Source organism: Streptococcus infantis (assembly GCF_047460405.1).
Lineage (GTDB): Bacteria > Bacillota > Bacilli > Lactobacillales > Streptococcaceae > Streptococcus > Streptococcus infantis_Q.
In genome coordinates this window covers 1-26,496 of sequence record NZ_JASHGH010000019.1, presented here as the reverse complement: position 1 = coordinate 26,496, position 26,496 = coordinate 1, and the positions used below count along the sequence as shown (strand labels likewise).

The 26,496-nt window shown below is 40.7% G+C and carries 20 protein-coding genes and 1 tRNA gene; 19 read left to right on the top strand and 2 right to left on the bottom strand.

Annotated features, from left to right (window positions below):
• Positions 1-16: 16 nt before the first annotated feature.
• Entirely contained in the window at positions 17-295 is a 279-nt protein-coding gene (locus QM928_RS08710; RefSeq protein ID WP_414295013.1) for an acylphosphatase, read from the bottom strand.
• A gap of 33 nt (positions 296-328) precedes the next feature.
• Between QM928_RS08710 and QM928_RS08705 the strand changes: the two genes are divergently transcribed.
• From QM928_RS08705 to QM928_RS08655, 11 genes are all read left to right on the top strand, one after another.
• Complete coding sequence (locus tag QM928_RS08705) at positions 329-1,069, top strand: TrmH family RNA methyltransferase (RefSeq protein WP_153225129.1); 741 nt, start codon at positions 329-331, stop codon at positions 1,067-1,069.
• A 53-nt stretch (positions 1,070-1,122) separates the two neighbouring features.
• Complete coding sequence (locus QM928_RS08700) at positions 1,123-1,806, top strand: Bax inhibitor-1 family protein (RefSeq protein WP_414295012.1); 684 nt, start codon at positions 1,123-1,125, stop codon at positions 1,804-1,806.
• Between the two features lie 96 nt (positions 1,807-1,902).
• Positions 1,903-2,895 (top strand): aspartate--ammonia ligase, encoded by a 993-nt coding sequence (gene asnA, locus QM928_RS08695; protein ID WP_414295011.1) that lies wholly within the window; start codon positions 1,903-1,905, stop codon positions 2,893-2,895.
• 60 nt (positions 2,896-2,955) lie between these two features.
• Positions 2,956-3,495, top strand: a complete 540-nt coding sequence (gene rsmD / locus QM928_RS08690) for a 16S rRNA (guanine(966)-N(2))-methyltransferase RsmD (protein ID WP_414295010.1) — start codon at positions 2,956-2,958, stop codon at positions 3,493-3,495.
• Complete coding sequence (coaD, locus tag QM928_RS08685; protein WP_414295009.1) at positions 3,485-3,973, top strand: pantetheine-phosphate adenylyltransferase; 489 nt, start codon at positions 3,485-3,487, stop codon at positions 3,971-3,973. Before rsmD ends, coaD begins: the two co-directional genes overlap by 11 nt.
• Positions 3,957-4,994 carry a SepM family pheromone-processing serine protease gene (locus QM928_RS08680; protein WP_414295008.1) on the top strand — a complete coding sequence of 346 codons (1,038 nt, stop codon included), beginning with the start codon at positions 3,957-3,959 and terminating at the stop codon, positions 4,992-4,994. Before coaD ends, QM928_RS08680 begins: the two co-directional genes overlap by 17 nt.
• A gap of 55 nt (positions 4,995-5,049) precedes the next feature.
• Entirely contained in the window at positions 5,050-5,280 is a 231-nt protein-coding gene (locus tag QM928_RS08675; protein WP_000615324.1) for a DUF1146 family protein, read from the top strand.
• Between the two features lie 25 nt (positions 5,281-5,305).
• On the top strand, positions 5,306-6,592 hold the full coding sequence (gene murA, locus QM928_RS08670) for a UDP-N-acetylglucosamine 1-carboxyvinyltransferase (protein ID WP_414295007.1): 1,287 nt from the start codon (positions 5,306-5,308) through the stop codon (positions 6,590-6,592).
• Entirely contained in the window at positions 6,585-6,773 is a 189-nt protein-coding gene (locus QM928_RS08665; protein ID WP_282434683.1) for a DNA-directed RNA polymerase subunit beta, read from the top strand. Before murA ends, QM928_RS08665 begins: the two co-directional genes overlap by 8 nt.
• Before the next feature lie 206 nt (positions 6,774-6,979).
• Positions 6,980-7,810, top strand: coding sequence for a DNA/RNA non-specific endonuclease (locus tag QM928_RS08660; RefSeq protein WP_248035159.1), 831 nt, complete (start codon positions 6,980-6,982; stop codon positions 7,808-7,810).
• 252 nt (positions 7,811-8,062) lie between these two features.
• On the top strand, positions 8,063-9,394 hold the full coding sequence (locus QM928_RS08655) for a hemolysin family protein (RefSeq protein WP_248035156.1): 1,332 nt from the start codon (positions 8,063-8,065) through the stop codon (positions 9,392-9,394).
• A gap of 86 nt (positions 9,395-9,480) precedes the next feature.
• On the opposite strand, the gene QM928_RS08650 is transcribed toward QM928_RS08655, so the two are convergent.
• Positions 9,481-9,551 (bottom strand) — tRNA-Cys (locus QM928_RS08650).
• A 182-nt stretch (positions 9,552-9,733) separates the two neighbouring features.
• Between QM928_RS08650 and QM928_RS08645 the strand changes: the two genes are divergently transcribed.
• The 8 genes from QM928_RS08645 to QM928_RS08610 form a co-directional block, all read left to right on the top strand.
• Positions 9,734-11,713, top strand: coding sequence for a peptide ABC transporter substrate-binding protein (locus QM928_RS08645; protein ID WP_248035155.1), 1,980 nt, complete (start codon positions 9,734-9,736; stop codon positions 11,711-11,713).
• A gap of 65 nt (positions 11,714-11,778) precedes the next feature.
• Positions 11,779-13,275, top strand: coding sequence for an ABC transporter permease (locus tag QM928_RS08640; protein ID WP_049502738.1), 1,497 nt, complete (start codon positions 11,779-11,781; stop codon positions 13,273-13,275).
• A complete protein-coding gene (gene oppC, locus QM928_RS08635) occupies positions 13,275-14,201 on the top strand; it encodes an oligopeptide ABC transporter permease OppC (RefSeq protein WP_248035153.1) in 927 nt (308 codons plus the stop codon). The genes QM928_RS08640 and oppC overlap by 1 nt, the downstream gene beginning before the upstream one ends.
• An 8-nt stretch (positions 14,202-14,209) precedes the next feature.
• A complete protein-coding gene (locus QM928_RS08630; RefSeq protein WP_414295006.1) occupies positions 14,210-15,277 on the top strand; it encodes an ABC transporter ATP-binding protein in 1,068 nt (355 codons plus the stop codon).
• Positions 15,278-15,287: 10 nt separating this feature from the next.
• Positions 15,288-16,214: an ATP-binding cassette domain-containing protein gene (locus QM928_RS08625; protein WP_414295005.1), complete on the top strand. Its 927-nt coding sequence runs from the start codon at positions 15,288-15,290 to the stop codon at positions 16,212-16,214.
• A 442-nt stretch (positions 16,215-16,656) separates the two neighbouring features.
• The gene (locus tag QM928_RS08620; protein WP_414295004.1) at positions 16,657-17,640 is read left to right on the top strand and encodes an acetylxylan esterase; all 984 of its coding nucleotides are present in this window, start codon (positions 16,657-16,659) and stop codon (positions 17,638-17,640) included.
• Positions 17,641-18,015: 375 nt separating this feature from the next.
• On the top strand, positions 18,016-22,692 hold the full coding sequence (locus QM928_RS08615; protein ID WP_414295003.1) for an SIALI-17 repeat-containing surface protein: 4,677 nt from the start codon (positions 18,016-18,018) through the stop codon (positions 22,690-22,692).
• Positions 22,693-23,269: 577 nt separating this feature from the next.
• A partial coding sequence (locus tag QM928_RS08610) for an SIALI-17 repeat-containing surface protein (protein WP_414321996.1) occupies positions 23,270-26,496 on the top strand: 3,227 nt, incomplete at its 3' end.

The window sequence follows — 26,496 nt, the reverse complement described above, 5'->3', positions numbered from 1 at the left end:
CAATAGTTCTCTGGACCTAATTTGCGACTTTGAAATCCGAATAGGATGGGAAGTTACTCATTTGCACATCTAGGTAGGTTACTTTAGAGAAAGGTGTAGGGCCTTTTCGGATCTCTTGGATAAACTTAGCCATGATGGCAGAAGAGTCTGCTTGGGCCAGGATTCCAACGGTTCCGTCATCGTTATTCCAGACACGACCCGTAATGCCACCTAGTTCTAGAGCCAGACTATAGACACCCCAGCGGAAGCCCACTCCTTGGACGCGACCTTGGGCAATCATTTTAACCTTTTGCATACCAAACCTCCTTGATTGTGTTATAATATTTCTATGACTATTATAACCTCTAAAGCCAATTCTGTGGTAAAAAATGCCAAGAAATTGCATCAAAAAAAATATCGGAAAACCTCTTACTTGATTGAGGGATGGCATCTGTTTGAAGAAGCTATTCAGGCAGGTGCAAAGATTGAGAAAATTTTTGCTCTCGCAGAGTATGGTGAAAAATTAGTAGATTATCCTCAGACTGTCCTTGTGACAGAAGAAATCTTGCTCGATTTAGCAGATTCGCAAACTCCTCAGGGTATTGTTGCCATTGTTCAAAAGGAAGAGGAGCAGTTACCAGATTTGAGCCAAGGAAAGTATCTCTTTTTAGAAGATGTGCAGGATCCTGGAAATGTGGGGACCATGATTCGGACGGCAGATGCAGCAGGTTTTTCTGGAGTCATCGTTTCCAGCAAGTCAGCAGATATCTATAGCCTCAAAACGCTTCGCTCCATGCAAGGCAGTCATTTCCATTTGCCGATTTATCGTATGTCTGTCGAAGGGTTTGTGGAACAAGCTAAAAAGAGCGGTTTACCAATTCTGGCAACCACCTTATCACAAAACTCTAAAGATTATCGTGAACTGGCTTGCCTAGAGGATTTTGCCTTAGTCATGGGAAATGAAGGTCAAGGCATTAGTCCATTCATGACAGACCAGGCGGACCAACTGGTCCACATCAGCATGAAAGGGCAGGCAGAAAGCCTCAATGTCGCCATTGCTGCAGGCATACTCATGTTTTATTTGAGTTAAATGATTTGATTTTTGTTATAATCAGTAAAAAGATTTCATAAGGAGAAAAAGATATGAATCAAACAATTATTCAAGAACGTTCAGGTTTGAATCAATTTTACGCAAAAGTTTATGCTTTTGTAGGGATTGGGATCGCCTTATCTGCACTTGTCTCAGCCTTAATGTTAACAACCTTCCAAGACCTTCTTGTTCAGTTGATGTTTAATGCCCGCATATGGTTAATCGTAACAGGAGTCGTTGAAGTTGCTCTTGTAATTGCAGCAAGTAATATGGCTTATAAAAATAGCCCAGCAGCTCTTCCGATGTTTCTCATCTATTCAGTAGTGAACGGTTTTTCACTGAGTTTCATCGTGTCGCTCTATCTACCAGGAACGGTTCTAACGGCTTTCATTTCCAGCGCAGCCCTTTTCTTTGTCATGGCAATTGTCGGAGTTGTGATTAAAAAGGACTTGAGTGGTATTGGACGTGCTTTAATTGGAGCCTTGGTAGGTCTCATTTTAGCTATGATTGTCAATGTATTCTTAAACAGTGGTCTCTTCGACTACATTATCAGTATTGTCATGGTTCTTGTTTTCTCAGGTTTGATTGCTTGGGATAACCAAAAGATTCGCTATGTTTATAAAGAATCAAATGGTCAAGTCGCAACAGGTTGGGCAATTTCTTTGGCGCTTAGCCTCTACCTTGACTTTATCAACCTTTTTCTTAGCTTCTTGCGTATCTTTGGAAGTGACGATTAATACTTTTAGAGCTCAAATGAGCTCTTTTTTTAATTTTTACTTTTATTTTTACTAGCAAAAGGGTATAATCATCTTATTATTTAAAAGGAGAGATGTATGAAGAAAAGTTTTATCCATCAACAGGAAGAAATTTCCTTTGTAAAAAATACCTTTACCCAGTATTTGAAAGATAAATTAGAAGTTGTGGAAGTGCAGGGACCAATCTTGAGTAAGGTTGGGGATGGGATGCAGGATAACCTTTCAGGGATTGAGCATCCAGTTTCTGTTAAGGTTTTGCAAATTCCAGATGAATCTTATGAAGTAGTGCATTCCCTTGCTAAGTGGAAACGCCATACCTTGGCCCGTTTTGGTTTTGGTGAGGGAGAAGGACTCTTTGTTCACATGAAGGCTCTTCGTCCAGACGAAGATTCACTAGATGCGACTCACTCAGTCTATGTAGACCAGTGGGACTGGGAAAAAGTTATTCCAAACGGACAGCGCAATCTTGCCTATCTTAAAGAAACGGTAGAAAAGATTTATAAGGCTATTCGTTTGACAGAGTTAGCAGTAGAAGCTCGCTACGACATTGAGTCAATTCTACCTAAACAAATTACCTTTATCCATACTGAAGAGTTGGTTGAACGCTATCCAGACTTGACACCTAAAGAACGTGAAAATGCTATTTGTAAGGAATTCGGTGCTGTCTTCTTGATTGGTATCGGTGGAGAATTGTCAGATGGAAAACCTCATGATGGACGTGCACCAGACTATGATGACTGGACAACTGAGTCTGAAAATGGCTATCATGGCTTGAATGGGGACATCCTTGTTTGGAATGATAATTTGGGTGCAGCCTTTGAATTGTCTTCAATGGGCATTCGTGTCGATGAAGACACCCTCCGTCGCCAAGTAGCTATCACAGGAGACGAAGACCGTCTAACTTTAGAATGGCATAAGGCTCTCCTAAATGGACTCTTCCCATTGACAATGGGTGGAGGAATTGGCCAATCTCGTATGGCTATGTTCCTACTTCGTAAGAAGCATATCGGTGAAGTCCAAACCAGTGTTTGGCCACAAGAAGTGAGAGACACCTACGAAAATATTCTTTAATCAATCGAGCCGTAAGGTTCGATTTTCTTTTTTTGATAAGAATTTGGTATAATATACGGTATGAAAATCGTATCAGGTATCTACGGAGGGCGTCCTTTAAAGACGCTGGACGGTAAAACGACAAGGCCAACATCAGACAAGGTTAGGGGCGCTATTTTTAATATGATTGGTCCCTACTTTGAAGGCGGGCGAGTGCTAGATCTTTATGCTGGTAGTGGTGGTCTAACCATTGAGGCAGTTTCAAGAGGGATGTCCAGTGCCGTTCTGGTTGAGAAGGATCGTCGAGCCCAGACTATAGTCGCAGAAAATATTAAGATGACCAAGGAAACCTCTAAATTTCAATTATTGAAAATGGAGTCCAGTCGTGCTTTGGAGCAGGTGGACGGTGTCTTTGATCTTATTTTCTTGGACCCTCCCTATGCAAAAGAACAAATCGTGTCCGATATTGAAAAAATGGCAGAGAGAAATCTTTTTTCAGAGGATGTCATGGTGGTATGTGAGACCGATAAATCAGTAGAACTTCCAGAAGAAATCGCCTGTTTGGGCATCTGGAAGGAAAAAATATATGGGATTAGTAAGGTGACGGTTTATGTCAGATAAGATTGGGCTATTTACAGGTTCCTTTGATCCGATGACCAATGGACATTTGGATCTCATTGAGCGTGCAAGTAAGCTCTTTGATCAATTGTATGTGGGAATTTTTTATAATCCTCATAAAACAGGATTTTTGCCGATAGAGAGTCGAAAGAAAACTGTGGAAAAAGCAGTAGCACATCTCAAAAATGTCAAAGTCATAGCTTCTCACGATGAATTAGTCGTTGATGTTGCTAGAAAATTAGGTGCAGAGGTCTTGGTGCGTGGCTTGCGTAATGCAACAGATCTTCAGTATGAAGCTAGTTTTGATTTTTACAACCATCAACTAGCGGGAGAAATGGAGACAATCTATCTCCACAGTCGGCCGGAGCATGTATACATCAGCTCTTCGGCTGTGAGAGAACTATTGAAATTTGGTCAAGATATTAGCGGGTATGTACCAAATGCTGTCCTAGAGGAGTTAAACAATGAAGAAAAAAACTAGATGGCCCTTATATCTCATTATTGGGCTCATTATCACTTTTATCGCTTTTACAGTGCCCCTGCCTTATTATATCGAAGTGCCAGGAACTTCTGAAGATATTCGAAAGGTTTTACAAGTTAATAACCAACCTGACCAAGAGGAAGGTTCCTACCAATTTGTGACGGTTGGAGTTAAGCACGCTAGAATGGTTGACTTAGTCTATGCCTGGCTAACTCCTTTCACGGACATACATAGCGCCAAAGAAATGACTGGTGGTTCGTCAGATGCGGAATTTATGCGAATCAACCAGTTTTACATGGAAACTTCGCAAAACATGGCCAAATATCAAGGTCTGAAGACGTCGGGTAAGGAAATAGAGCTCAAATACTTAGGTGTCTATGTTTTGACTGTAACATATAATTCGACTTTCAAGGGAGTTCTTAATATTGCTGACACCGTGACAGCTGTGAATGATAAGACTTTTGAAAGTTCCAAGGAGATGGTGGACTACGTTAATTCTCAAACTCTAGGTGACCAGGTTAAGGTTACTTATGAGGAGGATGGGAAAGTCAAAACTGCTGAAGGAAAGATCATTACTCTAGAAAATGGGAAGAATGGTATCGGAATCGGCTTGATTGACCGTACAGAAGTATCTAGTGATGTACCAATCAAGTTTTCAACTGCAGGTATTGGTGGTCCTAGTGCTGGGATGATGTTTAGTTTATCCATCTACACGCAAATTGCAGACCCTACTCTTCGCAATGGACGTATCATTGCTGGTACAGGAAGCATCGATAGAGATGGTAACGTAGGTGACATTGGTGGAATTGATAAAAAAGTGGTTGCCGCAGCTAAAAAGGGAGCAACTGTATTCTTTGCTCCTAACAATCCAGTAACTGAGGAAGCTAAAAAGGCAAATCCAAATGCCAAGAGTAACTATGACACAGCTCTAGAAGCAGCTCAAATGATTAAAACAGACATGAAAATCGTTCCAGTCAAAACGCTTCAAGATGCGATTGACTATTTGAAAAACAATCCTTAAACAGTAGGCGAATCCCTAAACTAGCGTAGAAAAAAGAAGATGGTATAATAGGCAAATGATTCAATTGTTTTTTACCCTTAGTAGTCATATGTTTTTTGTCTACCTAGTCTTTCAGCTCTTGAAAGATTTGGTCAGATGGGATCAAATTTTGAAGGTGACAAAGGATAATGCGAAGAAGGTTCGACTCTTGGTAGTATTGTGTAGTATCGGTTTAGGATATCTGATTAGTTCCTTTTTCCTAAATCTCTACCAACTTTGGCAAGAAGCAGTTAGAACGTTATTCTAAAATTGTAAGTGAAGGAAAATACTCTATGGAAAAAATTGTAGTTCAAGGTGGCGATAATCGTTTGGTTGGAAGTGTTACCATCGAGGGCGCAAAAAATGCAGTTTTGCCACTACTTGCAGCAACTATTTTAGCAAGTGAAGGAAAAACAGTCTTAAAAAATGTTCCTATTTTATCGGATGTTTTTACCATGAATCAGGTGGTTCGTGGATTAAATGCGAAAGTAGACTTTGATCAAGAAGCACATATTGTTGAAGTTGATGCTACTGGAGACATCACAGAAGAAGCTCCCTATAAGTACGTCAGCAAGATGCGTGCTTCTATTGTAGTATTGGGGCCAATCTTGGCTCGTGTGGGACATGCTAAAGTTTCGATGCCAGGTGGCTGTACTATCGGTAGTCGTCCGATAGACCTTCACCTAAAAGGACTCGAAGCAATGGGGGCTGAGATTACTCAGACGGCAGGTTATATTGAAGCTAAGGCGGAACGCTTGCACGGTGCACATATCTACATGGACTTTCCAAGTGTAGGTGCTACTCAAAACTTGATGATGGCAGCAACTCTTGCCAACGGCGTAACTGTCATTGAAAATGCTGCGCGTGAACCTGAGATTGTCGACTTGGCTGTTCTCCTAAATAAAATGGGTGCCAAAGTCAAGGGGGCAGGAACAGAAACTATTACCGTTACTGGTGTTGAGCAACTACACGGTGCAACCCACAATGTTGTGCAAGACCGTATTGAAGCAGGGACCTTCATGGTAGCAGCTGCCATTACAGGTGGAGATGTCTTGATTCTGGATGCTATCTGGGAACACAATCGCCCCTTGATTGCTAAATTACAGGAAATGGGTGTTGAAGTCATTGATGAGGACGAAGGAATTCGTATTCGTTCTCAACGTGGAAAATTAAAGGCTGTTCACGTTAAGACACTTCCACATCCAGGATTTCCGACAGATATGCAAGCGCAGTTCACTGCTCTAATGACCGTTGCTCAAGGTGAGTCAACTATGGTAGAAACTGTATTTGAGAATCGTTTTCAACATTTAGAGGAAATGCGTCGTATGGGTTTGCACTCTGAAATCATCCGTGATACAGCCCGTATTATCGGCGGACAGCGACTCCAAGGTGCAGAAGTTCTATCGACAGACTTACGTGCCAGTGCAGCCTTGATTTTGACAGGCTTGGTAGCTGAAGGCGAAACAGTTGTAGGAAAGCTTGTCCATTTAGATAGAGGTTACTACCGTTTTCATGAAAAATTAGCCCAGTTAGGAGCTAAGATTGAACGGGTAAGTGTGGAAGCTGATGAAGATGAATAAACAATCCAAATATGTCTTACGTCGCTTTATCCTAGTAATTGTAGTATTACTACTAGGAGTCTTAGCTCTTGCTATTGGTTTGATGATTGGCTATGGCATACTAGGAAAAGGGGAAGACCCTTGGGCTATTTTGGCGCCAGCAAAATGGCAAGAACTCATCACAAAATTTACAGGAAAATAGGCTGGGAGACCAGTCTTTTTCTAGGAAGTGAATGTAATACTCAATGAAAATCAAAGAGCAAACTAGGAAGCTAGCCGCAGACTGCTCAAAACACAGTTTTGAGGTTGTGGATAGAACTGACGAAGTCAGCTCAAAGCACTGCTTTGAGGTTGCAGATGGACGCTGACGTGGTTTGAAGAGATTTTTGAAGAGTATAAGGAGAAAATATGAATAAAAAAACTAGACAGACTCTAGTAGGTCTCTTGCTTTTTCTGCTCTTGTCAGCAGGAAGTTATTATATCAAGGAGATGCAAGCTTCCAACTCTGCCCCTCAGACGCAAGTAAAGCAGAAGTCGCAAGCATCGGATGCTCCAAGTCAAGAATTAGCTGAAAGTGTCCTGACAGATTCTATCAAAAAACAAATTAAGGGTTCTCTTGAATGGAATGGAGCGGGAGCCTTTATCGTCAATGGGAATAAGACTAATCTAGACGCAAAGGTTTCAGGTAAACCCTATGCCGATAACAAGACAAAAACTGTAGGTGGGGAGACGGTTCCAACTGTCGCTAACGCCCTCATGTCAAAAGCGACAAGACAGTACAAAGATCGTGAAGAGACTGGGAATGGTTCAACATCTTGGACGCCTGCGGGTTGGCATCAGGTTAAGAATCTAAAGGGAAGTTACAACCATGCGGTCGATAGAGGGCATTTGTTGGGCTATGCCTTAATCGGTGGGTTAGATGGCTTTGATGCTTCTACTAGCAATCCTAAAAACATTGCCGTACAGACAGCTTGGGCCAACCAAGCGCGTGCAGAAGATTCTACAGGCCAAAACTATTATGAAAGTCTGGTTCGAAAAGCTCTAGATCAAAACAAACGAGTGCGTTACCGCGTAACATTACTCTATGCTACTGAGCAAGATTTGGTGCCGTCAGCTTCTCATATTGAAGCCAAGTCCTCTGATGGGGAGTTGGAGTTTAATGTCGTTATTCCAAATGTCCAAAAGGGAATTCAGTTAGATTACCGAACAGGTGAGGTCACAGTCACAAAAAATAGCTAATTGATCAAGAGGTTGAGGAAAAATCCCAACCTCGTTTTTTATTAGTCATGAACTGTAGAAACGATTGCTTGTTTTTTGCTCTTCTGATTTTAAAGAGCCTTTTTGAAGATTCACAAGGCTTGAGCTAGGGTGTCAGGACTTGGATTGCAGCTCTCTATTCAGCGCCCCTTTATCATAGAAATTGAAAATTAATGTGTAAAAATTGGAAAATATGGTATAATGGTTTCAATTATACTTTTTAGGAGAAGGAAAATGGAAGACCCGAGCAGTCAGGATTTGTTACTGCAATTTGTTTTATTAGTTGTTTTGACCTTTTTAAATGCCTTTTTCTCTGCAACAGAAATGGCCATGGTTTCACTTAGTCGTTCACGTGTTGAGCAAAAAGCTGAAGAGGGAGATAAACGCTATATCCGTTTGCTAAAGGTGCTTGAAAACCCTAATCACTTTTTATCAACCATTCAAGTTGGTATCACCTTAATTACGATCTTGTCAGGGGCTAAACTAGCAGATTCACTTGGAGAGTTGATCGCCTCTTGGATGGGAAATAGCGAAACTGCCTATGCGGTAGCTAGCTTCTTATCATTAGCTTTCTTGACCTATATTTCTATTGTTTTTGGTGAGCTTTATCCTAAGCGAATTGCTCTAAATCTTAAGGATGCCTTGGCTATCCGAACAGTACCGTTTATTATTGGACTTGGTAAGATTGTGAGTCCCTTCGTTTGGATGCTCTCAGCATCAACTAATCTCTTGAGTCAATTGACACCGATGACATTTGACGATGCAGATGAAAAAATGACTCGTGATGAGATTGAGTACATGTTGTCTAAGAGTGAAGAAACCTTGGATGCTGATGAAATTGAAATGTTACAAGGGATTTTCTCGCTAGACGAGCTCATGGCACGTGAAGTCATGGTTCCCCGAACAGATGCCTTTATGGTAGATATTCAGGATGATACTCAAACCATTATCCAAAGTATCTTGAAACAGAACTTTTCTCGTATTCCTGTTTATGATGGAGACAAGGATAATGTCATTGGTTTGGTTCACACCAAGAGCCTCCTTAAAGAAGCCTTTGTCAGTGGGTTTGACAATATCGTCTGGAAGCGAATTTTGCAAGATCCACTCTTTGTACCTGAAACGATTTTTGTGGATGATTTATTAAAAGAGTTCAGAAACACTCAAAGACAGATGGCAATCCTTTTGGATGAGTATGGTGGTATGGCTGGTCTAGTTACACTAGAAGATCTCCTTGAGGAGATTGTCGGAGAGATTGACGACGAAACTGACCGTGCTGAGGTTTATGTTCACACTATTGGTGAGAATACCTACATTGTTCAAGGTACGATGAACTTGAACGACTTCAATAGTTATTTCGATGTTGAACTTGAAAGTGATGATGTAGATACAATCGCTGGTTATTATTTGACGGGTGTCGGGACTATTCCAACAACTGAAAAACTTAGCTATGAATTGGAAAGTACCAACAAACATATTACATTGACTAATGACAAAGTCAAAAATGGACGTGTAACCAAGCTTAAGGTTCAAATCCAAGCACTCGAATCAGAAGAAGAAACAGAATAAAACAAAAGCTTTATCAGAGTAGAACTGATAAAGCTTTTTTAGTAGTAAAAAAGAAAAGACTCCTGTAGGAGCCTTGGATAATATAGAGGCGGTAGACGGATTTGAACCGACGATCAAGCTTTTGCAGAGCCGTGCCTTACCACTTGGCTATACCGCCTTAACTTTTATTATTATACCTTTTAAATTAAATCTCGTCAATAGTTTCTTTTCTGAAAATGTAAGTTTTCCTGCTTATCAGATGGTATGCGACAAAATATTCTGAAAATTCGTTTACTTTTGAAAGGGATTATGGTATAATCAACAGTATCTCATTAATTTTAATAGAGGAGTTAACTAAACATGAAAAAAAGTCGGATTTTTGCGGTAGCAGGGGTTGCCCTACTTGCAACAGGTGTTCTCGCAGCTTGTGGCTCTTCAAAATCATCAAATGCTGAAGCGCCAAAAGCATATGGTTATGTATACACTGCTGATCCAGAAACATTGGACTACCTTACCTCTGGGAAACAAAGTACAAAAGTTGTCACTTCAAATGGTATTGATGGACTCTTTACAAATGACCAATATGGCAACTTGACTCCAGCAGTCGCTGAAGACTGGTCAGTGTCTCAAGATGGATTGACATACACTTATAAAATTCGTAAAGGTGTAAAATGGCTCACAGCTGATGGTGAAGAATATGCAGAAGTAACTGCTAATGACTTTGTTACAGGTTTGAAACACGCAGCTGATAAGAAATCAGAAGCATTGTATCTTGCTCAAGATTCTGTAAAAGGTTTGGCAGATTATGTGGCTGGGAACTCAACTGACTTTTCAACTGTTGGTGTAAAAGCTGTTGATGACTACACTCTTCAATACACTTTGAACAAACCAGAGCCATATTGGAATTCTAAAATGTCTTACGCAATCTTCTGGCCTTTGAATGCAGAGTTTGAAAAATCAAAAGGTTCAGACTTTGGTAAGTCAACAGATCCAACATCATTGCTTTACAATGGTCCTTTCTTGCTTAAAGGATTAACTGCTAAGTCTTCTGTTGAGTTTGTGAAGAATGAGCAATATTGGGATAAAGATAATGTTCACTTAGACACTGTGACGCTTGCATTCTATGATGGTTCAGATCAAGAATCAATCGAACGTAACTTTACAAGTGGTGCATACAGCTACGCCCGTCTCTTCCCAACAAGTTCAAATTATTCTAAAATCGCAGAAACATACAAAGACAATATTTACTATACTCCACAAGGAGCCGGTATTGCTGGTTTGGGTGTTAATATTGACCGTCAAAGCTATAAATATACATCAAAAACAACTGATGAAGAAAAGACTTCTACTAAGAAAGCACTTCTTAACAAAGACTTCCGTCAAGCTTTGAACTTTGCATTTGACCGTACATCATACTCTGCTCAGCTGAATGGTGAAGATGGAGCAGCCCTTGCTGTTCGTAACCTATTTGTAAAACCAGACTTTGTTTCTGCAGGTGAGAAAACATTTGGTGACTTGGTTACTGAGAAAGTTGTTTCTTATGGTGATGAGTGGAAAGATGTAAACTTTGCAGATGGTCAAGATGGTCTTTATAATGCTGATAAAGCAAAAGCAGAATTAGCTAAAGCTAAGAAGACTTTGGAAGCAGATGGCGTGAAATTCCCAATTCACTTGGATATTCCAGTTGACCAAACTGCTAAGAGCTACATTGCTCGTATTCAGTCCTTCAAACAATCTGTTGAAAAAGTTCTTGGTGAAGAAAATGTAGTCATCGATATCCAACAAGTAACAAAAGATGAATTATTTAACATCACTTACTATGCTCCAAATGCAGCAGCTGAGGATTGGGATCTTTCAGGTGCCGTTGGATGGAACCCAGACTATCAAGACCCATCAACTTACCTTGATATCTTGCAAACAAGTAACAGCGAGCAAACAAAGACTTACATGGGTTATGACAATCCATCAAATCCAGCAGTTACCCAAGTTGGTTTGAAAGACTACGACAAGTTGCTTGAAGAAGCTGGTAATGAAACAAGTGACCTTAACAAACGTTATGAGAAATATGCAGCAGCTCAAGCTTGGTTGACAGATAGCTCACTCTTCCTTCCAGCTATGTCATCTTCAGGAGCAGCACCAGTTATTTCTCGTGTAGTACCATTCTCAGCCTCTTACACTCAATCTGGTGATAAAAGTTCAGATGTATACTTCAAGTACCTTAAATTGCAAGCTAACACTGTAACAACCAAAGAGTACAAAGAAGCTCGTGAAAAATGGCTCAAAGAAAAAGCTGAATCAAACGAAAAAGCTCAAAAAGAGTTAGCGAGTCATGTGAAATAAATAATGCTCATCAGAACTTTCTCTCCTAAAGGAGAAGGTTCTTTTGGGATTTAAAAGGAAATAATATGAAAAAATATGTTTTTATGCGTATCTTGCGGTCGTTGGTTTCTATTTTCTTAGTAACGACCTTGATTTACACAATCATCTATACGATGGTTCCACGGAAGTTGATCTTCAAACAAGATACTAACTACAATAAAATTGCAACCACAGCTGATAAACGTGATAACTATGAAAATACCGTCTTTGAACGTATGGGTTATATCGAATATTACGATACGAAAGAGTTGCAGGAAAAAGCTAGTAGCATTGACTCTTCTGTTACAGTAGATGCAAATGATACAAATAAAGCAATCTATGAAAAATATATCCAACAACTTGGAAATGGTTGGACTCTAGGTGAGTTTACAGAGAGTGGACAATTCTACGCTACACGTGAAATTCCTATTTTTGAGCGTGTGTTCAAATTCTATGCAAACTTGCTTGATATTGACCATACAAACAAGATCCAAGACCCTGAGAATCCTAACTTAGAGCGTTATTTGCGCTTTGAGAATGACCCTGCTATCGGTTGGTCTCTTGTGGGTTCAGGTACTAAACATAAATACCTCTTGTACTTCAATAGTCAGTTCCCATTTGTCCACCAAAACTTTGTCAACTTGAACCTAGGAGATTCTTATCCAACTTATGCCAATACTCCTGTTCTTCAAGTTATTACACAAGGACAAGGACAAACCAAGACTTCTGAAGTTCAATTCCCAACTGGTAAGAAAACATCATCAGTTAATATTTACTCAAGAACTTATAAATCTCCGAGTCAAGCTGATGCTCGTGAAGTAGCCAACTACGGTAAAGATGATCCATATACAGCTACTGAGAGCAACTATCAGTACCCATCTATGATTGCAAGTTCTGCTATCACTGGTTTGATTGGTCTTGCGATTTCATATGCGATTGCGATTCCTCTTGGTTCAGCAATGGCTCGTTTCAAAAACACTTGGATCGATAGTTTCGCTACAGGGACTCTAACGTTCTTGTTGGCTCTTCCAACGATTGCCCTAGTCTATATTATTCGTTTGATTGGTTCTTCAATCGGCTTCCCAGACTCATTCCCAATCTTGGGTGCTGGTGATTGGCGTTCTTATGTCCTTCCTGCAGTGATTCTGGGCTTGCTAGGAGCACCTACTATGGCAATTTGGATTCGTCGTTATATGATTGACTTGCAATCACAAGATTTCGTTCGTTTTGCTCGTGCTAAAGGTTTGTCTGAGAAAGAAATTTCTGACAAGCACATCTTTAAAAATGCTATGGTACCACTCGTTTCTGGTATTCCAGGTTCTATCATTGGTGTTATTGGTGGAGCAACTCTTACCGAAACAGTCTTCGCCTTCCCAGGTATGGGTAAAATGTTGATCGACTCTGTAAAGGCTTCAAACAATAATATGGTAGTTGGTCTCGTCTTTATCTTCACTTGTGTTTCAATCTTCTCAAACCTTATCGGAGATATTTGGATGACCATTATTGACCCACGTATTAAATTGACAGAGAAAGGAGGCAAATAATGTCTACAATTAGTAATGAAAAATTTCAGTTTGTAAAACGTGATGATTATGCCTCTGAAGCAATTGATGCTCCTGCCTACTCATACTGGGGTTCTGTCTTTAGACAGTTTTTGAAGAAGAAATCAACAGTAATCATGCTAGGTATCTTGATTGCAATTGTTTTAATGAGTTTCATTTACCCAATGTTCTCTGATTTTGACTTCAATGATGTAAGTAAGGTAAATGATTTTAGCGCTCGTTACATTAAACCAAATGCTGAGCATTGGTTTGGTACAGATAGTAATGGTAAATCTCTCTTTGATGGTGTCTGGTTTGGAGCTCGTAACTCTATCTTGATTTCTGTCATTGCGACCTTTGTCAATCTTTTTATCGGTGTTGTTATTGGTGGAATTTGGGGGATCTCAAAATCAGTTGACCGCATCATGATGGAAGTCTACAACGTTATCAACAATATTCCATCACTTTTGATCGTTATTGTTTTGACTTACTCTATCGGTGCAGGTTTCTGGAATTTGATCTTTGCCATGAGTGTAACCACTTGGATTAGTGTTGCCCATTCAATTCGTATCCAAATGTTACGTTACCGTGATTTAGAGTACAACCTTGCTTCACGTACCTTGGGAACACCAAGTTACAAAATTATTATGAAAAACATTATGCCCCAATTGGTATCTGTTATTGTTACGAGTACGTCGCAAATGCTTCCATCTTTTATCTCATATGAAGCTTTCCTTTCATTCTTTGGTCTAGGATTGCCGATTACAGTTCCTAGTTTGGGACGCTTGATTTCAGATTATTCTCAGAACGTAACAACCAATGCATACCTCTTCTGGATTCCATTGACAACTTTGGTCTTGGTATCCTTGTCCCTTTTCGTAGTAGGTCAAAACCTAGCAGATGCTAGTGATCCACGTACACATAGATAGGAGTAGAAATGACAAAAGAAAAAAATGTAATTTTGACTGCTCAAGATATTGTCGTGGAATTTGATGTTCGTGACAAGATTTTGACAGCTATTCGAGGTGTCTCCATCGATTTGATTGAGGGAGAGGTCCTCGCGTTAGTTGGGGAGTCAGGTTCAGGTAAATCAGTTTTGACAAAAACATTCACAGGAATGTTGGAAGAAAATGGTCGTATTGCACAAGGTAGTATTAATTACCGTGGACAAGATTTGACAACCTTATCTTCTCATAAAGAATGGGAAAGTATTCGTGGTGCCAAGATTGCAACTATCTTCCAAGATCCGATGACCAGTCTAGACCCTATCAAGACAATCGGAAGTCAAATCACAGAAGTTATTGTTAAACACCAAGGTAAGACTGCTCAAGAAGCTAAAGAGATGGCTATTGACTATATGAATAAAGTTGGTATTCCAGATTCTGAGAAACGTTTTGACGAGTATCCTTTCCAATATTCTGGGGGAATGCGTCAACGTATTGTTATCGCGATTGCTCTTGCTTGTCGTCCAGACATTCTTATCTGTGATGAGCCGACAACAGCTCTTGACGTGACCATTCAGGCACAGATTATTGATTTGTTGAAGTCACTTCAACACGAATACCACTTTACAACAATCTTTATCACCCACGACCTAGGTGTCGTAGCAAGTATCGCTGATAAAGTAGCGGTTATGTATGCTGGTGAAATCGTTGAGTATGGTACTGTTGAAGAAATCTTCTACGACCCACGTCATCCATATACATGGAGCCTCTTGTCAAGCTTGCCTCAACTTGCGGATGACAAAGGTGAATTATACTCAATCCCTGGAACACCTCCATCGCTTTATACTGAATTGAAGGGAGATGCTTTTGCTCTTCGTTCAGATTATGCTATGAAGATTGACTTCGAGGAAAAAGCACCTCAGTTTGCAGTATCTGATACTCATTGGGCTAAGACATGGTTGCTTCATGAACAAGCTCCAAAAGTTGAAAAACCATCGGTGATTGCAGATTTACACGACAAGATTCGTGAAAAGATGGGCTTTACACATCTTGTGGACTAGGAGGAAGGAAATGTCTGAAAAATTAGTAGAAATTAAAGACTTAGAAATTTCCTTCGGTGAAGGAAGCAAAAAGTTTGTCGCTGTTAAAAATGCGAACTTCTTTATCAACAAAGGAGAAACTTTCTCACTTGTTGGAGAGTCTGGTAGTGGTAAGACAACAATTGGTCGTGCTATTATCGGTCTTAATGATACCAGCAAAGGTGATATTATCTTTGAAGGTCAAAAAATCAATGGTAAAAAATCACGTGAACAAGCTTCGGAATTAATCCGTCGTATCCAAATGATTTTCCAAGACCCTGCTGCAAGTTTGAATGAACGTGCAACGGTTGACTATATCATTTCGGAAGGTCTTTATAACCACCATTTATTTAAAGATGAAGAAGAAAGAAAAGAAAAAGTTCAAAATATCATTCGTGAAGTGGGACTTTTGGCTGAACACTTGACACGTTACCCACATGAGTTTTCAGGTGGACAACGTCAACGTATCGGGATTGCCCGTGCCTTGGTTATGCAACCTGACTTCGTTATTGCGGATGAGCCGATTTCAGCCTTGGACGTTTCTGTACGTGCCCAAGTCTTGAACTTACTCAAAAAATTCCAAAAGGAATTAGGCTTGACTTATCTCTTTATCGCCCACGATTTGTCAGTAGTTCGTTTCATTTCTGATCGTATCGCGGTAATTTATAAGGGTGTTATTGTTGAAGTGGCTGAAACTGAAGAATTGTTTAACAATCCAGTTCATCCATACACGCAAGCACTTCTATCAGCTGTTCCGATTCCAGACCCAATCTTGGAACGTAAAAAAGTTTTGAAAGTCTATGATCCAGATCAACATGACTATCAAACTGATAAGCCTTCTATGGTAGAAATTCGTCCAGGTCACTATGTTTGGGCAAACCAAGCAGAGTTGGAACGCTATAAAAAAGATTTGAAATAAGAAAGAGTTTTGTAATCTTGGTAGAATAATTCTATTAAGATTATGAAACTTTTTTATTTTTGTAAAAAACTAGTTTAAAGATAGACAACTATATACCCGAGAACATGCTAATACTCAATGAAAATCAAAGAGCAAACTAGGAAGCTAGCCGCAGGTTGCTCAAAGCACGGCTTTGAGCTTGCAGATAAAGCTAACGTAGTTTGAATTTGATTTTCATTGAGTATAAGACTAGTCTTCAATGACTCTTGGAGGAGAGACCAAAGAAGCTGTTTTCTTTGAAAGTGTATTGAATCTAGACAGAATGGAGTGGATAAAACTACTTTCAGACTAGCTTTGATGAATCTTCAAAATTAAAATCACTTTCTATTTAAAAATCCTTCTTGCAAAGCCTACCTTTATGTGCTAGAGTTATGGTAACGGTTACAAAATTAAGGAGGGTTTTATGAGAAATCCAGCATTAGTAGAAGAAATGAAAACATACCAAGGAAGGGATGAAGTTCCTCATGATTTTGATGCTTTTTGGGATGGTGAGATTGAGAAATTGTCAGTGTTACCAGACTATCAATTAGAGGAACGAGACTTTCATATTCCAACTGTGAAGTGTTATGAGTTAACTTTTAGAGGTACCCGTGATGGCCTTGTTTATGCGCGTGTAGTCTTACCAAAATCAGAAAAGAAAGTACCAGTCATTTTCCACTTCCATGGCTATATGGGACGTTGCTGGGATTGGACAGATATGCTAGCCTTTACAGTAGCTGGTTATGGTGTTGTATCTATGGATGTTCGTGGCCAATCTGGATACTCACAAGATGGCTTGCGCTCACCTCTCGGAAATACAGTTAAGGGCCAAATCATTCGTGGTGCAGTAGAAGGAAAAGAGCAACTCTTCTATAAAGATGTCTATCTAGATATCTATCAATTGGTTGAAATTGTCGCTAGTTTCCCACAAGTGGATGAGGGGCAATTAGCAAGCTATGGAGCTTCTCAAGGAGGGGCACTAGCTCTAGTGGCTGCGGGACTAAATCCACGTATCAAACGTACAGTTGCTATTTATCCATTCTTATCAGACTTTAGACGAGTGCTAGAGATTGGAAATACCAGCGAAGCCTATGATGAGCTCTTTCGTTACTTTAAGTTCCATGATCCATTCCATGAGACTGAAGAGCAGATTATGGAGACGCTCGCCTATATCGATGTAAAAAATCTTGCCCATCGAATCAAAGGTGAGGTGAGAATGATTACAGGACTTGATGACGATGTTTGCTATCCAATCACTCAGTTTGCTATCTACAATCGTTTGACTTGTGAGAAGAGCTATCGCCTGATGCCAGAATACGCACACGAAGCTATGAACGTCCATGTCAATGATCAGGTTTACAACTGGTTGTGTGGTAGTGAGATCCCATTTACCTATGTAGGTCAATAAAGGCTTAGGAAGAAGTACCCTGTGATTTTGAATGAATTACAGGGTTCTTTTCAATATATTTGGATGGCAAGAAAGTAGTTTCAAATAGTTTGATTCTTCCAAATATATTTGAAAGTAGAATCTATTGTAGATTGATTTGACTAAAATTTGTAATATTTATTATATAATAGGTGTGATATCAATTATGGAAGGAGCAAAATCTGTTGTATTTCTTCATATAAATGGAAATTTATGTCATGCAACAGTAGTTCACAGTAAAAAGGATGGGGACTCCCATTGAACAGATCAGTTTCTTTTGCTACTTTAGCCTCGGTGGCTAAAAATTTTAAACAAAAAAGAAAGCGCTTAACTTTTTATAAAAATGGAAGGGAAAACATGAATCAGAGAAATTTTGATAGAAAACAGAGATACGGAATTCGGAAATTTGCAGTTGGAGCAGCTTCAGTAGTGATTGGAGCGGTTGTTTTTGGTGCTACTCCGGTCTTGGCCCAAGAAGCAACAACAAACAAAGAAGCAGAAACAGGAAGTCTAGCTAATCTAGATCAGAAACCTGCAGATCCAGTAACTACAGTAAGTAATAGTGGAACAGAAGTCAACCGTGAAGAGTTGCAAGCAAACCCAGGGGCTGAAAAACCAACAGGAACAGAAGCGGCAAGTGAAACTCCAGGAACAGATAGTGAAGACGAAGAAGAAGTTGGAAACATTCCTCGTGACTTTTATGCAAGAGAGTTAGAAAATGTCAATACTGTTATTGAGAAAGAGGATGTTGAAACGAATCGTGCAAACGGTCAAATAGTTGACATGAAAGAGGAGCTCGACAAGCTTAAAAAACTTCAAAATGCGACCATCCATATGGAGTTTAAGCCAGATGCGTCTGCTCCTAATTTATACAGTCTTTTCTCGGTTTCTAGTGATACCAAAGTAAATGAATACTTTACCATGGCCATCCTTAATAACACAGCTATCGTTGAAGGTCGTGATGCCAATGGAAATCATTTCTATGGAGATTATAAAGATGCTCCTCTGAAGATTAAGCCAGGTGAGTGGAACTCTGTAACCTTTACAGTGGAAAGACCAAATGCAGATCAACCCGATGGTAAGGTTCGCGTCTATGTAAATGGTGTCTTGTCGCGCACAAGTCCTAAGTCTGGTCGTTTCATCCAAGATATGCCAGATGTCAACCGTATGCAAATTGGTACATTGAAACGTACAGGCAAAAACTTCTGGGGTTCTAATCTTAAAGTCCGTAATCTAACGGTTTATGATCGTGCTCTTTCTCAAGAAGAAGTTAAAAAACGTAGCCAACTTTTTGAAAGAGGAGAGTTGGAGAAGAAACTTCCTGAAGGAGCAGAAGTTACTGATAAACTGGATGTTTTTGAAGGTGGTGAGAACCGCAAGCCAAATAAAGATGGTATCGCAAGCTACCGTATTCCAGCCCTGCTGAAAACTGATAAAGGAACCTTGATTGCTGGTGCAGATGAGAGACGCTTGCATCACTCTGACTGGGGCGATATCGGTATGGTTGTTCGTCGTAGTGATGATAAGGGTAAAACATGGGGAGATAGAATTGTCATCTCAAATCCTCGTGATAATGAGAATGCCAGAAGAGCTCATGCGGGATCACCAGTCAATATTGACATGGCCCTAGTCCAAGATCCGAAAACTAAGCGAATCTTCTCTATTTTTGATATGTTCGTAGAAGGTGAAGCTGTCAGAGATTTACCAGGAAAAGCACCACAAGCCTATGAGCAAATTGGAGATAAGGTTTATCAGGTTCTATACAAAAAAGGTGAAGCAGGACGATATACAATCCGTGAAAATGGTGAAGTCTTTGATCCCGAAAATAGAAAGACAGAATATCGAGTTGTAGTTGATCCTAAGCAACCAGCCTATAGTGATAAGGGTGATTTGTATAAAGGTGAAGAACTGATTGGTAATGTCTACTTCGATTATAGCGATAAGAATATCTTTAGAGTTTCAAACACCAACTATCTCTGGATGTCTTATAGCGATGACGATGGAAAAACTTGGTCTGCACCAAAAGATATTACATACGGCATTCGTAAGGACTGGATGCACTTCTTAGGTACTGGACCTGGTACAGGTATTGCCTTACATTCAGGACCTCATAAAGGGCGTCTTGTTATCCCTGCCTACACTACAAATAACGTATCCTACCTAAGTGGTTCTCAGTCTTCACGCGTCATTTACTCAGATGACCATGGTGAAACTTGGCACGCTGGTGAAGCGGTCAATGATAACCGTCCAGTAAGTAACCAAACAATTCACTCTTCAACTATGAATAATCCAGGTGCTCAAAATACGGAGTCAACTGTTGTTCAGTTGAATAATGGAGACCTCAAACTCTTTATGCGTGGATTGACAGGGGATTTGCAAGTTGCAACGAGTAAAGACGGTGGAGCAACTTGGGAAAAAGACGTAAAACGCTATTCAGATGTCAAAGATGTCTACGTTCAAATGTCTGCCATTCATACGGTGCACGATGGTAAGGAATATATCATCCTCAGTAATGCAGGTGGACCAGGACGCTACAATGGTTTGGTACACTTAGCGCGTGTGGAAGCTAATGGAGACCTAACTTGGCTAAAACACAATCCAATTCAAAGCGGTAAATTTGCCTATAACTCCTTGCAAGATCTTGGAAATGGTGAATTTGGCTTGCTTTATGAGCATGCGACTGCCACTCAAAATGAATACACCTTGTCTTATAAGAAATTCAACTGGGATTTCTTAAGTAAGGATAGAATTGCTCCAACAAAAGCAACTGTGAAAAATGCTGTGGAGATGAGCAAAAATGTCATTGCTTTAGAATTTGATTCTGAAGTATTGGTGAATCAACCACCAGTTCTTAAACTGGCAAATGGGAATTTTGCTACCTTCTTGACGCAGTATGATTCAAAAACCTTGTTATTTGCAGCTAGCAAGGAAGATATTGGTCAAGAAATTACAGAAATCATTGATGGCGCAATTGAGAGCATGCATAATTTGCCTGTAAGTCTTGAAGGTGCAGGAGTCCCTGGTGGGAAAAATGGTGCAAAAGCAGAAATCCATGAAGTCCCAGAATTTACAGGTGCAGTCAATGGTGAAGGTACAGTTCATGAGGATCCAGCCTTTGATGGTGGCGTCAACGGTGAGGAAGCAGCCGTTCATGACGTGCCAGCCTTTGAAGGTGGTGTGAACGGCGAAGAAGCAGCTGTTCATGAAGTTCCAGAAATAGAGGTTGAAGAAAATCCACCAGGAACTATTAACGAAGTCCCAGAATTTGAAGGCGGTGTGAATGGTGCTGAAGCAGCAGTCAATGAAGTCTCAGACTTCGAGGGTGGTGTGAACAGCGAGGAAGCAGCCGTTCATGAAATTCCAGAATATATTCCAGTGGAAACTTCAAAAGGACAAGCGGCGGTTCATGAAATCTCAGCCTTCGAAGGTGGTGTCAATGGCGAGGAAGGAGTTAAGTCAGAGAGTCCCGAGTTCGAAGGCAGTGTCAACTCAGTAGAAGCCTCTAAGTCAGACACATCAGACTTTGAAGGTGGTGTGAATGGCGAAGAAGGAGCTAAGACAGAGAGTTCCGAGTTCGCAGGTGGCGTCAATGCAGTAGAAGCAGCTAAGCCAGACACATCAGACTTTGAAGGCGGCGTTAATAGCGAGGAAGGAGCTAAGGCAGATAGTCCAGAATTCGAAGGCGGTGTCAATGGCGAGGAAGGAGCTAAGGCAGATAGTCCAGACTTCGCAGGTGGCGTCAATGCAGTAGAAGCCTCTAAGTCAGACGCATCAGACTTTGAAGGTGGCGTCAATGGTGAGGAAGGAGCTAAGTCAGAGAGTCCAGAGTTCGAAGGCGGCGTCAACGCAGTAGAAGCCTCTAAGTCAGACACATCAGAGTTCGAAGGTGGTGTCAATGGTGAGGAAGGAGTTAAGGCAGAGAGTCCAGAGTTCGAAGGCGGCGTCAATGCAGTAGAAGCCTCTAAGTCAGACGCATCAGACTTTGAAGGTGGCGTCAATGGTGAGGAAGGAGCTAAGTCAGAAAGTCCAGAGTTCGAAGGCGGTGTGAATGCAGTAGAGGCCGCTAAGTCAGACACTTCAGCTTTTGAAGGTGGCGTCAATGGTGAGGAAGGAGCTAAGGCAGAAAGTCCAGAGTTCGAAGGCGGTGTGAATGCAGTAGAAGCAGCGGTTCATGAAGTTCCAGCCTATGAAGGCGGCGCTAATGCGGTCGAAGCAGCAAGCTCAGAACTTCCAGCCTATGAAGGCGGCGCTAATGCGGTCGAAGCAGCAAGCTCAGAACTTCCAGCTTATGAAGGTGGCGTTAATGCAGTCGAAGCAGCAAGCTCAGAACTTCCAGCTTATGAAGGTGGCGTTAATGCAGTAGAAGCAGCAAGTTCAGAACTTCCAGCCTATGAAGGCGGTGCTAATGCGGTAGAATCTGCTAAGTTAGAAGTTCCAGAGTACACAGGTGGCGTCAATGCAGTGGAAACTGCTAAGTTAGAAGTTCCAGAATACACAGGTGGCGTCAATGCAGTGGAAACTGCTAAGTTAGAAGTTCCAGAGTATGCAGGTAGCGTCAATGGAGTGGAGTCCGCTAAGTTAGAAGTTCCAGAATACACAGGTGGCGTCAATGTAGTAGAATCTGCTAAGTTAGAGGTGCCAGAATATACAGGTGGTGTCAATGCGGTAGAATCTGCTAAGTTAGAAGCACCAGAGTATACAGGTGGTGTAAATGGAGTAGAATCTGCTAAGTTAGAAGTTCCAGAGTACACAGGTGGTGTCAATGGAGTGGAATCTGCTAAGTTAGAAGTTCCAGAGTACACAGGTGGTGTTAATGGGCTAGAAGCTGCTATCCATGAGGTCTCAGAGTATAAGGGAGAACAGTCAATTGTGGTTCAGGCCATGGCAGAAGATAAAACTTATCAAGCCCCTGCTGCTCGTCATCAACTTCTTCCTGAAACAGGAAGTGAAGCTGTTGCTCCTCTTGCCTCTCTAGGACTTGTAGGAATACTCCTCGGCATGTTTGCCCTAGGTAAGAAAAAAGAAGATCAATGAAATAGTTAAAATCAACGAAATCCATAGAGAAATTTGATCTTATATTAGAAAGGGGCGTGACTAGAACTAGTTACGGCCTTTTTGATCTAGATAAATCAGGAGTCAAATAGTTAATACTCTTCGAAAATCAAATTCAAACCACGTCAGCTTCGCCTTACCGTACTCAAGTACAGCTTGCGGCTAGCTTCCTAGTTTGCTCTTTGATTTTCATTGAGTATAAGATTGAGATAAAGTTCATTAAAAATACGATTCAACCGAATGAAGCAATTTTATGTCAGAAAAATCCAAAGCATCCGAAAGTAGTTTCAAATGTCTGAGTTTATGTTTCGAAAACTGAAAGTAAAATCTGTTCTATATTCATCTATCTTAAAATATAGAAATTTATTATATAATGAGGATAAGATAAGATTTGAAAGGAGTAGGAGACTCTAGTTAACGATGGGGCGTTAAGTAAGAGAAAATTTGAAAGAGCGAGTGTAACCATTCGTGAAAAAGTAATTTTTGAAATTTAGTCAGTGGGACTAAAAATTTTAAGCAAAAAAGAAAGCGCTTTATTTTTGAGGTGAAAGGATAAGAAATGAAACATAGTCATTTTGAAAAAAAACAACGATACGGAATTCGCAAATTTACAGTAGGAGCCGCTTCAGTAGTGATTGGAGCAGTTGTTTTTGGTGCGTCACCAGTATTAGCTCAAGAATCAACGGCTGCTAGTAAAGAAACCACTGAGCTTGGTGTCGAAAAGGAACAGGAAAAAGCAGAGATCGTTGAAAAGAATGTTACGAAGTCAAATGTAGTGGATACGATTGCGCATACATCAACAGAGACTACCGAAGCAACCACAGAAACCACAGAAACCACAGAAACTACAGAAACCACAGAAACTACAGAAACTGATAGAAACTCAGACGCACTTCCACGTGACTATTATGCTAGAGAATTAGAGAATGTTAATACTGTTCTTGAAAAGGAAGATGTAGAGACTAATGCTACAAATAGCAATAGAATTGATCTGACAGAGCAGTTGGACAAACTGAAACAGCTTCAAAATGCGACCATTCATATGGAGTTCAAACCAGATGCTTCTGCACCAGCATTTTATAACCTTTTCTCAGTCTCAAGTGATACAGTTCGAAATGAATATTTCACCATGGCTGTTTACAACAATGTTGCCTTGATTGAGGGGCGAGATCAAAACGGCGACCAATTTTATGATAGATATACAGATGCTCCGTTAACAGTCAAACCAGGTCAGTGGAACTCAGTAACCTTTACAGTCGAAAGACCAAGTGCAGATTCTCCAGACGGGCAAGTTCGTCTCTATGTAAACGGAGTCTTGTCACGAACAAGTAAGAAATCAGGACGCTTTATCAAAGATATGCCTGATGTGAATCATATGCAGATTGGATCTACAAATCGTGCAGGAAGCATGGTTTGGGGATCTAACTTAAAGGTTCGAAATTTAACTGTTTATGACCGTGCCTTAAGTCCAGAAGAAGTTCAAAATCGTAGTTACCTCTTTGAAAGAGCGGATTTGGAGAAAAAACTTCCAGAAGGGGCTGAGATAACAGATAAAAAGGATGTCTTTGAAGCTGGTAAAAATGGGCAATCAAATCCAGATGGTATTAATAGCTATCGTATTCCAGCCCTCCTTAAGACTGACAAGGGAACTTTGATTGCTGGAGCTGACGAACGCCGCCTACACTACTCTGACTGGGGTGATATCGGTATGGTCGTTAAACGAAGTGAAGATAAGGGCCAAACATGGGGCGATCGCATCACTCTTACAAATCTACGTGACAACCCAAAAGCCAAGGATCCGAACATTGGTTCACCAGTCAATATCGACATGGTTTTAGCCCAAGATACTGAAACCAAACGCATCTTTTCAGTCTATGATATGTTCCCAGAAGGGAAAGGAATTTTTGGGATGTCAGCTGAAAAAGAGGAAGCCTACAAAGAAATTGATGGTAAAACCTACCAAATCCTCTACCGTGAAGGAGAAAATGGAGCCTATACAATTCGTGAAAATGGTGTAGTCTACACACCAGATGGTCAGGCAACGGATTACCGTGTTGTTGTAAATCCTGTCAAGTCTGGCTATAGCGATAAAGGTGACCTTTATCAAGGTGAGCAGCTACTAGGAAATGTCTACTTTACAAGCAATAAAACTTCTCCATTTAGAATTGCCAAAGACAGCTACCTATGGATGTCTTACAGTGATGATGATGGTAAGACTTGGTCTGCACCACAAGATATCACTCCAATGGTCAAAGCTGATTGGATGAAATTCTTAGGTGTGGGACCTGGAGTGGGAATTACCCTCCAGCATGGACCTCATAAAGGTCGGATTGTTGTCCCTGTCTATACGACAAACAGAACCCACCACCTCAACGGTTCTCAATCATCTCGCATTATCTATTCAGATGACCATGGTAAGACTTGGCATATGGGTGGCGGTGTCAATGACAACCGTACACTTCATGATGGCACAGTAGTTGATTCAAGTAACATGAACAATTACTATGCTCAAAATACAGAAGCTTCTGTTGTTCAGTTGAACAATGGTCAATTGAAACTCTTTATGCGTGGTTTGACGGGAGATTTGCAAGTTGCGACAAGTCATGATGGTGGGATTACATGGGATAACTATGTGGCACGCTATGATGTACCAGATGTTTATGTTCAAATGGCGGCGACTCATACGGTTCAAGATGGTAAAGAGTACATCCTTCTAGCAAATGCCAATGGCCCAGGTCGTAAGAATGGCCATATTCGAGTGGCTCGCGTAGAAGAAGATGGCGAGTTGACTTGGTTGCATCATCATTTGATTCAAGAAGGAGAGTATGCCTATAACTCACTTCAACAGATCGGACCAAAAGAATTTGGTCTCTTGTACGAGCATCATGAAGCTGGTGGCAATCCTTATACTCTATCCTTCAAGAAATTCAACTGGGATTTCTTAACGAAGGAAAGAATTTCTCCTAAAGAAGCCAAAGTTAAAAATGTTATTGAAAAATGGCCAGGAATTCTTGCAGTAGAATTTGATTCAGAAGTTTTAGTTAACAAAATCCCAACACTTCAGTTGGCAAATGGTAAAAAAATAAACTTTATGACCCAGTACGATACTAAGACTCTTCTATTCACAATAGATAAGTCAGATCTAGGTCAAGAGATAACTGGCCTTGCTTCTGGAGCGATCGAGAGTATGCACAACCTTCCAGTGAGTCTTGAAGGAGCAGGTATTCCTGGAGCAGTAAATGGAAGCGAAGCGGCAGTTCATGAATTTCCAGAATTTACAGGTGGAGTCAACGGTGAGGAAGCAGCGGTTCATGAACAACCAGAATTTAGTGGTGGTGTCAACATAGACAGTCTTGTCACCCCTGAGAATCCAGCCTTTGAAGGATCTGTCAACGGTGCAGAAGCAGCCGTACATGAAGTACCAGAATTCAATAGCGGTGTCAATGGCGAGGAAGCAGCCGTAGCCAATGATCCAGAATTTGTAGGTGGAGTTAATGGTGTAGAAGCAGCGGTTCATGAACAACCAGAATTTACAGGTGGTGTGAACGCAGTAGAAGCAGCAAGAGCAGAATCTCCAGAATTTGTAGGCGGTGTCAATGGTGCAGAAGTAGCTGTCCATGAAGTGCCTGAGTTCACCGGAGGAGTAAATGGCGAAGCCACTATTCATGAAGTCCCAGAATTTAGCGGTAGTGTGAATGCAGTAGAATCAGCTAAGTTAGAAACCCCAGAATTTGTAGACGGAGTTAATGGTGCTGAAGGTGCTGTACATGAAGTCCCAGAGTTCAC